Source organism: Synechococcus lacustris str. Tous, assembly GCF_003011125.1.
In the GTDB taxonomy this organism is placed as follows: domain Bacteria; phylum Cyanobacteriota; class Cyanobacteriia; order PCC-6307; family Cyanobiaceae; genus Synechococcus_D; species Synechococcus_D lacustris.
The window spans coordinates 1-10,673 of sequence record NZ_PXVC01000067.1 but is presented as its reverse complement, the minus strand read 5'-3'; the positions used below and the strand labels follow the sequence as shown (position 1 = coordinate 10,673).

General features: G+C 53.0%; 9 protein-coding genes. 4 read left to right on the top strand and 5 right to left on the bottom strand.

Features of this window, described 5'->3' with window-relative positions:
• The 4 genes from C7K08_RS10890 to C7K08_RS10875 form a co-directional block, all read left to right on the top strand.
• Window positions 1-479, top strand: a 479-nt coding sequence (locus C7K08_RS10890; protein ID WP_106500643.1) for a thermonuclease family protein, incomplete at its 5' end; no start/stop codon positions are given.
• 45 nt (window positions 480-524) lie between these two features.
• Complete coding sequence (locus C7K08_RS10885; protein ID WP_106500642.1) at window positions 525-941, top strand: hypothetical protein; 417 nt, start codon at window positions 525-527, stop codon at window positions 939-941.
• A gap of 608 nt (window positions 942-1,549) precedes the next feature.
• Window positions 1,550-2,188 carry an HNH endonuclease gene (locus tag C7K08_RS10880; protein WP_133165231.1) on the top strand — a complete coding sequence of 213 codons (639 nt, stop codon included), beginning with the start codon at window positions 1,550-1,552 and terminating at the stop codon, window positions 2,186-2,188.
• A gap of 73 nt (window positions 2,189-2,261) precedes the next feature.
• Entirely contained in the window at window positions 2,262-2,897 is a 636-nt protein-coding gene (locus tag C7K08_RS10875; RefSeq protein ID WP_106500640.1) for an HNH endonuclease signature motif containing protein, read from the top strand.
• A gap of 43 nt (window positions 2,898-2,940) precedes the next feature.
• On the opposite strand, the gene brxL is transcribed toward C7K08_RS10875, so the two are convergent.
• From brxL to C7K08_RS10845, 5 genes are all read right to left on the bottom strand, one after another.
• Entirely contained in the window at window positions 2,941-4,965 is a 2,025-nt protein-coding gene (gene brxL, locus C7K08_RS10870; protein ID WP_106500639.1) for a protease Lon-related BREX system protein BrxL, read from the bottom strand.
• Between the two features lie 129 nt (window positions 4,966-5,094).
• Window positions 5,095-6,207 (bottom strand): Fic family protein, encoded by a 1,113-nt coding sequence (locus tag C7K08_RS10865; RefSeq protein ID WP_106500638.1) that lies wholly within the window; start codon window positions 6,205-6,207, stop codon window positions 5,095-5,097.
• Complete coding sequence (locus tag C7K08_RS10860) at window positions 6,207-8,501, bottom strand: PglZ domain-containing protein (protein WP_133165229.1); 2,295 nt, start codon at window positions 8,499-8,501, stop codon at window positions 6,207-6,209. The genes C7K08_RS10865 and C7K08_RS10860 overlap by 1 nt, the downstream gene beginning before the upstream one ends.
• A gap of 389 nt (window positions 8,502-8,890) precedes the next feature.
• The gene (locus C7K08_RS10850; RefSeq protein WP_106500635.1) at window positions 8,891-10,189 is read right to left on the bottom strand and encodes an ImmA/IrrE family metallo-endopeptidase; all 1,299 of its coding nucleotides are present in this window, start codon (window positions 10,187-10,189) and stop codon (window positions 8,891-8,893) included.
• Window positions 10,186-10,673: hypothetical protein (locus C7K08_RS10845; protein WP_341272162.1), on the bottom strand; the 488-nt coding region annotated here is incomplete at its 5' end. The genes C7K08_RS10850 and C7K08_RS10845, both read right to left, overlap by 4 nt.

Genomic DNA, 10,673 nt, shown 5'->3' with positions numbered 1-10,673 from the left:
CTGCAACTGCTTTCGCGCTTAGCTGTTTAGCACCTGTTGCTGCAGCTGAATTCAGGGTGCTTTCTGTGGGTGATGGCGACACCATTCGCGTTTCTACTCCCAGCGGCACAAGCAAAACCACAGTGCGTTTGGCTTGTATCGACGCGCCAGAAAGCAGCCAGGTACTGGGCAWTGATGCYCGCCAGGCATTGCAGGCAGAGTTACMAATMGGMACTGAGRTTTCAYTGCGCMCTAAGGCMACCGATCGCTACGGGCGCACAGTGGCTGAGGTCCTCAGGGGCAACACMAACATCAACCAAGCATTGGTGGCAGCAGGTGTTGCTTTTGTTTACTGGCAATACATCGATGGTTGTGATCGTGAAACCTATTCACGCCTTGAAAATGAAGCACGTTTAAAAAGCCTTGGCATATGGCATSTGCCTGGCGGCATTCAACGGCCCTGGGATTACAGAAGGTGTAGGAAGAGTGGTTTTGGCTGAGAAATAAAAGCCTGTTAGAGTATAAAAGCTTTAAAGGGAATTCCAATGGCAGCCGCGCTTACAGAAATTGCTATTCGTGGAGGGATAAAAAGTCTTAAGTGCCCAATTACGGGTATTGATGTTGTTGTGGAGGAGGAGGGGTTTGATTCGGATGCTGAACATTCTCCGCACCTGCGTTTTTTCATTGATTGGATCGGAGAAATATATTTCGCAGATCCCGCCGACCTACCACCTGATCAGGCTCTGTATCAACATAAACTCGTTGCAATCTTTGCCAATGAATCTGAGGAAATAGATCAAAATACTCTTGTTGATAAGTGCTTAGAAGTTTTACCTAAGTCTGCTCTTGTCTTAGAGATTCTGAATCCTCCCGGCGGTTCATACGATGGAGACATTGTTTATGCATGTTTTGACCTAAGTAGCCCTGCATTAATTTCTCGCATAAAAATGAGGTCATCCTGAATTCCGGTAAAATATTGATATCTAATTCAAATTTAATAAATCATTAAATCTTGAATAATAGCATTCTTTTGATAAATAAAATGAGATACTATTGTAAAATTAATTTTTCATAGCTATACTCAGATAATTGGGTTAACTTTTAATTACTAGTATCTACTGCGAATGTTCGGAGATTTTCGCTTCCTATGAACTGATGCTGACCAAACGGCGATGGGGAAGCCTGTGAAGGGTTGAGGTAAAGAAGCACTGCTGGAACAAGATCTTTTTGATATAAATAGCTAAAATAATTAGTAATAGCCTTTCTTCCTGTGGCCTTTTGGTGGGTTAACCACAAGCAGACCTACCGGCAGGAAACAGATGGTGGTTACATATGGTCACCAAAAGCAAATGCAAATGGCGCTAATAATGTTAGTTACACCAATCTCACCCGCTGCGTTAGCGGGGATGTCGTTTTTAGTTATGCCAGGGGRAAAATCAGTCATATTGGATTAGTAGATCAKGWRGCRRTAACAGCTCMAAAACCAYYKGAATTTGGCAGYACAGGTGAATATTGGGGYGCAGAAGGCTGGCTSGTTCGYGTGAATTGGCAGCCTCTAAGTTCAGCACTGGTGCCACAAAACTTTTTTGATTTACTACAACCTCTTCTTCCTGAACGTTATAGCCCCATCAGCAACAGCACAGGTAGAGGTAATCAAGGTATTTACCTGGCGGAACTAGGCGAGTTACTAGGCCGCTTATTACTAAAGCTCATAGAAGAGCACTCAGATCCTGCTATTCAAGTGCATTTGCTCGTTTTGCAAGAAGAAAATAGCTCTGCTTTTTCCTTGATTGATGACATGCAGCAACTAAAAGAGGTGACTAATAGCACCGAACGCGACGCCTTAACTAAGGCAAGATTAGGACAAGGTTTATTTCGTCAACGGGTTGCACAGTTAGAACCTGCTTGCCGGGCAACAGGACTTAGAAGGCAAGAATTTTTATTAGCTAGCCATATCAAACCATGGCGAAATAGCAACAATAATGAGCGTCTGAGTGGTGCAAATGGACTGATGTTATCGCCGCATATTGATAAATTATTTGATCGCTACTGGATTAGTTTTGATCCTACTGGCGAACTACTCTGCGAACATGAAATTGCAAAAGAAGCACTACGCTGCTGGGGAATAAAGGGTGCAAACCTAATTCGACCATTTAACCGCGAACAGGAAAGCTTCCTAAAAGGCCATCGGGAACAGTTGCGAAATTAAGCTAGTGCTAATTTTAGAACCAGCTAAACCTGCTTATAAGCTGCAATCATGAGTAACCAACTTTGCTAATTATATGGCTATTAAATTCCGACTAATCCAATCCAATAATCGAGGCCTTGTAACAAAGGTGGGCGATCGTACTTTTGCAAGCCGCAGGCCGGCGAAGGGCGAAGAAGAACTTGAGCTTCCAACTTTATTTATCTGGGTTAATGGGAATAGTCGTCTGCTTGCGCGCTGCTGGACAAAGTGGACAGGTGAAAAGATCGGWGATGACTTTATCTACGTTGTAACTAAATTTCGAGATGTGCTCGATCTGAAAGGGGACTCGCGTTATCATCAATGGTGTTCAATTAAATTACGAGAAAATTTATGGTTACTAGAGGAACCTCAAGTTGACTTTTCAGGGCTTACCTGTCCCCTACCAGAAGATGTGCACGCAACTGGTAGATTCAAATCAGCTACTTATATCGAGAGAAGGAGGCAGCGTATTATTGATCAAACACCAGAGCTAACTGAGATAGAAAAAGAGCAGATCAAGCAGATATATGATGAAAGATCTAGATTAAACAATGATGCTGGTTGCATCTTGTATCATGTTGATCATGATGTGCCCTTATCTAAAGGCGGACAGCATCATCCCAATAATTTACAGATAATAACTGCTTTGGAAAACATAAGGAAAGGTTCGAAATTAGRAATAGCRMACTAATGTTTTGCATATTAACTATCTATGTAATTAAAGGGTTAAAAGTTTAAATTACTTCCAGCCCTTTAAATGTGGCTGTTTTGACATCATTATAAAAGATTGGATCAATTTTGTCTATTACATCAGTATCAACTTCTAGAAAACTTCTTTTATTCTCAGCAGGTATTAATGCGCATCGTGCTCCATTATCCATAGCTACCTGAAGCAGCTCGACAAGCGATTTTGCAGCTTTGATATTTCCCTGTATGCTCATATCTCCAATCACAAGCATTCCAGCGCGTGCTGATGCATGCCTTATTGCAGAGAAGGCAGCTATAAAAAATGCAACTCCTATTTCAAGCTGAAGCTTGTTTCCTAAAAGATCAATAGCTTCAACATTAAAATCATAGTTATCGGTTTCATGTGTAATTGAAAAAGAGCCTTTATTGGCTTGCATATAAGCAAATGCCCGCTGTATGGATTCCTTCATTGTTCCACCAATTCCGCCAGCAGGTTTTAATTTGCCATTACCTGATGAAATTGATACTTCAAGTCTGTAAAGACCCACATTGCCATCACCTGTTACAGAAGCTGCATAAATAGAGCCAGGCGAAAGGGGCTCAGAAGCTATAAGGTCCTTTCCTCCTTGTTCAGGTACCCCAACAAAATGTTCTTCTCCTGTACTATTGTCTGAGTAACTAAAAGATGTCTGACTGTATTGAAAAGAACCCATTTTCTTTAATTGTTCTTTTACCCTGCGCCTACCTTCTATTGCTAGCTTAAGTATTTCTTCTAGATCTTCTTTTGAAGGCGAGCCATGTGGATGTATTATTTTAACTAAACCCGAAACCGTTCGCCGCACTGCTTTTCTGTCGCGAGTATTTAAATGTGCGCCAAGGCTAAAATATGTATCACATAATTCTGTGTAATTAAGTTTCCGCAAATCTTTTAGGGCCTCAGCTAAATAATCAATTACAAAGCCATAATTATCGGTAAAATATTCATTTCTCATGGTTGGCATCTCCCAGCCAGGGAGATAACAATGAAGCCTATCAATAAAAGCCATATCATCTCTTATCACATCAGGCATTGGTGCGAATAAATGCCCCGTTTGCACCATTACATCGATTGGCTGCTGTGTATTGCCAAACATTGCAATACTTGCATCTCCAGAAAAGCTTTCTGCCCCTCGCTGGAATTGGCCCGATTCACAAAAAGTTTTCATTGTTGTAATTACTTCTTTTGGCATCTTCTGCAAGTCTGCTATTTCATCAAATGCAACTACATCCCAGATTGAAACCATTCCCTTGATCTTTCCACTCATGTGCCCGAACAGGTTTGCCACCGTGGTGGGTCCTGTTAATAGGGCTGCATAAGGTGATAATTCTTGTACTGCAAAACTTTTACCTGTACCCCTAGGACCTAATTCAACTAAGTTGTAGTTACGTTCACAGAGCGGAATAAGCCGTAAAAGGAATAAAAGTTTGAGACGCTGCTCCATGCTTGAGGGTTCATATCCCATGGAACGAATTAAAAGATCAATCCACTCATCTGTGCTGAACTGAGTTCGTAGCTTACGGTATTCTTCTAAGTTAAAACTTGCTAACTGAATTGGTGTTATTTGGCTTATTGAAAAGGGTGCCTTACTATCACTTTCATCCCATTCTACTTCAACTTGAGCCCAAACTCCACCTGTGAGGAGCCTTTCAAAGGCGTAAACATCATTTTCATTAATCCGTAGATTACTACTACCAAAATTTACGCACTCTGCAACAAAAGTAGAACCAATTAAACGTGCCTTTACCTTATCAATAAAGGTGTAACTTCCTTTTTGCCGCACACGACTTTGAGCTTTATTAGCTTCATCAGGGCGAATGTAGTTATTTGCCAGTGTGTCCCTTACGACTGCTAGACCAAGCTCAATCGCCGCTGGATCGGAAGAAGCGCAGTATTTTCCTAAAAGATATTCAAGAACGAATACCGGAACGTTGGCGCCCACTTTTACAGCTCTAACCAGATCTTTTCGAACGCACTTACCAGCAAATACCTGATTTACCTTGTCGTCGAGAGCGTTGCGGGCGGGGGTGTTCATGGGGGCTGGATTCGGAGGTGCTAGCTGATGTGCTGTGCTCGGTAAGGCAGGGAAGCTTGTGGATCATGGATGAACCACAAACATCTTTGTGGATCACGGATCGGGGTTTCGTGATCCACAAGCTAGGTGTCAGGGTCGTCCCTCCGCAACGGCCAGCAGCTGCTCCAGGCAGAGGACCCGGGGGCGCGAACCGCTGGCCTTCCTGATCACGRCAAGGATCTCGGCGTTCTCCAGGCAGCGGAGGATACGTTTGGCCGTGGGTACGGGCATGCCGGCGTACTTCTCGAAATCGGTAGCCCGGAAGGTGGGGGTGGAGAAGATCCAGTCCAGGGCGGCTACGGCGTATTGGGAGCGGGTGGCTTCCTGAACGGTGGGCTTGAGGTTTTCGTAAAGGGCCAGAATCTGGCTGGCCCTCGCCTGGTTCTGGCTGGCCTGGGCTTGCACCGCTTCCAGGAAGTAGCGGCACCAGCCAGTCCAGTCGCCATCACGGGAGATGGCAAGAAGCCGCTCCACATAGCTGTCCTTGTTGGCCTCGAAATAAGCGCTCAGGTAGAAGTAAGGCAGGCGCAGAATGCCGGTCTGCCAGAGGAAGAGCGGCAGCACCATCCGGCCGATGCGGCCGTTGCCATCAAGGAAGGGGTGCAGCGCCTCGAACTCGGCATGAAGGATGGCGAGCTGCACGAGCCGATCGGGAAATTCGGCATGGATGAAGAGCTCCCAGTTGCCCATTGCAGCATTGAGCTTGTCAGCGCTGATGGGGATAAATCGGGCTTCTTCAATCGGTCGATATTTAGGCCCGATCCAGTTGGGGATCTGCCGGAACTCGCCTGGAGCCTTGTTGTCACCGCGCACCCCAGAAAGCAGGGTGGCGTGCAGGGTTTTGATCACCCGCAGCGAGAGCGGCAAGGTAACCAGCAACTCCTGTGCCTGCCTCATGGCCTGGCGGTAGTTCTGCACCTCGCGGATGTCGTCGCGGCGTTCCTGCGGCAGCGTGCTGGCATCTGCGTCAGCTTCGAACTCCAGGACTTCAGCCAGGGTGGCCTGGGTGCCCTCGATCCTGGAGGACAGCACCGCTTCCTGGCTGGAGAGGGGGCTTAGCAGAACGGCGGGGTTGGGGATCCCCTCCAGCAGGCCGTCATAGCGAGCCAGGCTGGCGTTAGCAGGGCCCAGTAGTGGGATCAGCTGCTGCCAATCGAGCTGTGGTGGAGGGAAGCCGCCCAGGTGGTAGKKAACAGGAGCCATCAGCCGAGCAGRTCCACTGGCAGATCGGGGCTGCGGTRCAGCACCAGRTCSGTSGCWGCGTCRCGCAGCTCCASGTAGAGCTTCTTGCCACTCCAGTCGCCGGGAATGAGCAGGCCGATGGTGGCTGCCTGGCCGGGGGTGAGGGTGAGGCGGTTGGTGTCGCGGTCGAGCTCGGCACCGATAGCCTGAATAGAGGTTGCCACCAACTCTTGACTTTTGGAGTCGTAGGCGGCGAGCACCGAATGGCGGGTTTGGCCCTGGTTGAGCAGATCAACGGGTAGCTCGATCGGCACCATCAGGATGCGGTTGGTGACCTTCTCCACCAGCGCTCCAGGCCAGGGCTTTTGCTTCTTGGCTTTGCTGCCGGTGGCATAGCCAGCTGCACTGTCTTCTGTCTCGGCCGGCGGGACACAGCGGAAGCTGAGCAGGGGGATCAGCAGCTCCTGGAGACTGCTGCCGCCGTGGTGATAGCAGAGGCTGCCGCCGGCCTTGAATACACCAGAGGACTTCGGAACTACCACTGTTATCCCATCATTACCGTAGCCCAACGAGGCAGGATGAATCTCGATGGAAGGGGGCTTCACTGCGGAGGGATGACCCAGCCAGCAACGGCGTTCCTGCTTGAGCATCTTCCCGTCTGGTGGATCGATCTTCATTCCGGCATTTCGGCCAACAGGGAAATGCAGGTATCCATGATCTGCCGTGATTACAAATCGCTCCAGTGGGACTTGCAGGTCGACCTTTGAAAGCACGCGTATTGCCTTTTCGATGACGGCAAGTTCGCGTTCCATGTCTGCTCTGGAATTGCTTGCTTTGCGTTCATTGTCATGCTCTCCAGCGTTATCAATTCCTTCGCTGGTGATCACCACCGGGGCTGACCCTTGAAGCTTCGCCCTCAGATCGTCTGGTTTGCTGGTGATGACATCGAGGAGATTGAGAACAACAACATCTGGGACTCTTTGCTTGAGATGGGCAATGCGCTTTGGTTTGCCATTGCTCCAGCCCACCGGCACCCCATCGACCACGGAGCAGGGGCTGCCAGCGACATCGGCCACCGCGAAACTGCGCTCCGCGCCGGGCAGCAGGGCTGCCATGCCAACGGGCGTAATTGAGGGCAGGGCGGCCTGGGCGATCTCCAGCTTGAGGTCGCTGAGCTGCTCGCGGCTCCAGCCACTGAAGCGCTCGTGCAGGGTGGCGCCCATCTCGTAGCGCAGGGCATCCACCCAGAACACCACGGCCCTGCCGGCGCCGGGCTGCACCCGCTCGCTCCAGGTGCGTGTTTGAGGGAAGGCACCAGGGATAAGCCAGCCAGCCTGCTGCAAGGCAGCGGTGAAGCGTTGGGCCTGCTGCTCCAGTAGGGCCTCGTAGCGGCCCCGCAGCTGCTCCAGTGCGTCGCTGATTTCCACCTCGCTGGCGGTGAGCTCAGCCACCTGCTGCTCCAGGCGCCGCTGCAGGCCATCGACCTGCTGGGCGGCCTCTGCCTGATACGGAAGCCAGGCTTCAACTGCAGCGGCGGCCTTAGGCAGCTGAGCTTGCGCCTGCTCAAGGGCCACCCCGAGGGCGGCGGCGGTGCGGGCCAGCTCCCACTGCAGCCGGCGCCTGGCTTGCTGGGCATCGGTGGGCTGACCCACCAGCCAGAAGCTGTTGTGACGGGCGGCCACCAGCTCCTGCGCCTTGGCGTACTCGCCCTGGGCGAGGAAGACATCGACGCTGCGCAAAAGGAACTGTTCTTCGCAGGGGAAGGTGTCGATCGAGCCGAGCACGCCGGGCCGCTCGCCGCTGATCAGCGAGCGCAGCTCAAGCTCTGCTTCGATGCGGTTAGCGATGGCGATGTAGGCGGGCGCGTGGCTGCGGCGCAGGCCTTGCACATCGGCGAGGGCGTTTTCTTCGGCGGCCTTACCAACCGGTAGCGACTGCCTGGCAAAGGCGCTGAGCTCATCGCCATGCCAGTCGCGCAGAAATTCATGAAGCAGTAGGGCCCGCTGGGCCCGCTGGCGCCAGTCGGCCAGGGATGTCTCTACGGGGAAGCCCAGGCCCCAGCGGCTGTGGAGCAGTTCCTGCAGTTCGTTCTCCAGCCCTTTGGCGCTGATGGCGTCATCGAGCCCATCTGCTGCCAGCCAGAGGCGGGCCAGCTCGGCGTTCTCGGGAGAGCTGTTGCGGCCCAGCTGCTGCTGAAACAGCGCCTTGAGCTGACTGAAGCCGCCGCTACCTGCTTGCTCCAGGGCCAGGGCGATGTCGCGGTAGGTGAGATCGGGTCGCTTGAGCAGCTGCTCCACCTTTTCAGGCTCGAGCACTTCACGCAGATAGCCGCGGGCACGGCTGACCAGCTTGATCTCGAAGCTGGAGCCAGCGCGGAGCAGCTCCAGCAGCACGGCGCGGCCTTCGCTCTCCTGGCGATCCGGTARGTAGACGAGCAGCGGATCGGGCAGATCTGCTGCAACGTGCGGTTCAAGCTGGCTRCGYAGCTSGTAGAGGCTGCTGCCAGCCACCGCCCAGCCGGCCTGCTGCTCCCCGAAGCTGAGGCTGCCCAGCTCCTTGCCGCTGGGCGGGGCCGTAGCGACCTCGTCGAGRAAGGSCCGCAGCTGCTGGCCMGGATCAAAGACCAGAAGAACCCTGTGCTCGCTGAGCTGCTTGGCCAGCTCCTGGCAGAGGCGGCGGTGGAGCTTGTTGGGTGCTGAAGCGGTCACCGAGTCACCTCTTGGTTGGCGATGAGGTTCTCGACGATTTCTGGGCTGACGCCGAATCGCTCGGCGACCTGCTCCACGGCCGGTTCGAAATAGTCGCCACAGAGCTGCTCCAAGGCACCCTCAGCAGGGCAAAGAAATTCAGCGGCGAAGGCCCTCTGGACCTTCTGGCGATATGTGGGGATGTCGCTACTCACGTACCACGACTCAGTTATGGATCCTGTGACCAGGGCATCACCGAGAAAGCGAGCGAGCTCAAAACGACGCGCTGGCGGGTAAAACTTGCGTAGATGCAGGGCGATCTGTCCGGTTGGCCCTGGCACCGCTACAGCGATCGGTTGGCGTCTCGGTGGCAGGGTTGATTCAAAGGCTTGGGGCGTCAAGCCAAAGAGATCGCAGAGCAGAGCAGTTGGGATGGGCTCATTGCTGAGGCCCAAGTGTTGGCGCAGGGCATGGGCCAGCTGCTGGGCTCGGCGCCAGGGCGCACGCGACTGGATCGGCTTCTGAAGCACGTCCTCAAAGACCTGCAACCTGGCCTCAAGAGCTGGGCTCTCCAGCAGTTGCTGAAACTGCTGGAGACCTGGAAGTTGGCCCTGGGCTGAACGCCCGTAGAGAGGAGCAATCTCATTAAACGTTTGGGGCCCCATGGTTTCAGCCAAGCGCATCGCCTGCTCCATCAAGGCTTCCGGTGCATCATCGGGATCAAACCCCAAGCAGGCTTCTAAGCGCCTGTAGCTGCTGGACTCTTCGTCTGTGCGCTCATCCTTCACCTCTTGCCAGAGGTCGAGCAGCTTGGTGTGGATCGCATCCCAGGCCTCCAGCCGGCTCAGCACTGAGTCGATGAAAGCGTCGAGTACCGCTTCCACCTGCTCCCGTGGGATCGAAACCGGAACCGGCAGCGTGTTCAGGTAGCGAATCGACTGCTGGCGCGAACCAGCCGCGATCGAAGCCTGGAACTGAATGGTGTCGCCCTCGCTGGCCAGCACCACAGCGGGCCAGATGGTGCCTGCATTGGCGGCAGGCCACTCATGGGCCAGACGCCACTCTGTGCTGGGACGCCACCGTTCGGGCGGTTTGGGTTCGTGGAGCAGACGCCACCAGTTGGCCGCAAGCCAGAAGGCCAGTGGATAAGCCGACACCAGCACCTCCTGGCGGCTGGTGCGGGAGAAGGTGTCCTCGTGTTCGGTGAGGTTGATGTCGCCCACCTGCAGGCGCAGCCGCCCGGTGGAAGCGAGCACCTCAGCAGTGCCTTGGCCAGCGGCTTCCCAATTGCTGATGCTGAGCTGTAAGTCGGTCATGGTTCGTCTCCCAAGCGCTGCAGCACCAGCTCAGCGAAAGGATCTTCTGGCTGCAGGGGGTAGCCGTGATAAGTACCTGTTTCACTCTGCTCAAGCTGCGCCTCCAGGACGCGACCGTCTCGTACAGCCCAGATGTTCTGGGGCCAGCCGTTGACGCAACGCTCGCTGATCAGGCCAGCGGCAACACCGGAACGTAGCAATTCCAAGGCTTCCTGCCGGTGGAAGATGCCAACTTCGTCGCAGAGCATCTTTCCGATTCGGGCACCACTGGGGGGCGTGAGACCGAAATCACCGGGATTGCGCTTGTGCTCAGGGTTCCCTCCATAGAGCAGCCGCTCGCCAAGCTGCTTCAGGCGTTCGGGCGGCCATTGCCGCAGATCGGCCAGCTGGCGTTTGGTGTTGTAGGTGCCGTTGCGTCGCTTCATGGGTGTTGCCAGCTGGCGTTTGGTGTTGTAGGTGCCGTTGCGTCGCTTCATGGGTGTTG

Excerpts from the sequence above, each read along its gene's own strand:
- C7K08_RS10850 (WP_106500635.1), bottom strand. The coding sequence starts at position 10,189 with ATGACCGACTTACAGCTCAGCATCAGCAATTGGGAAGCCGCTGGCCAA.
- brxL (WP_106500639.1), bottom strand. The coding sequence starts at position 4,965 with ATGAACACCCCCGCCCGCAACGCTCTCGACGACAAGGTAAATCAGGTA.
- C7K08_RS10885 (WP_106500642.1), top strand. The coding sequence starts at position 525 with ATGGCAGCCGCGCTTACAGAAATTGCTATTCGTGGAGGGATAAAAAGT.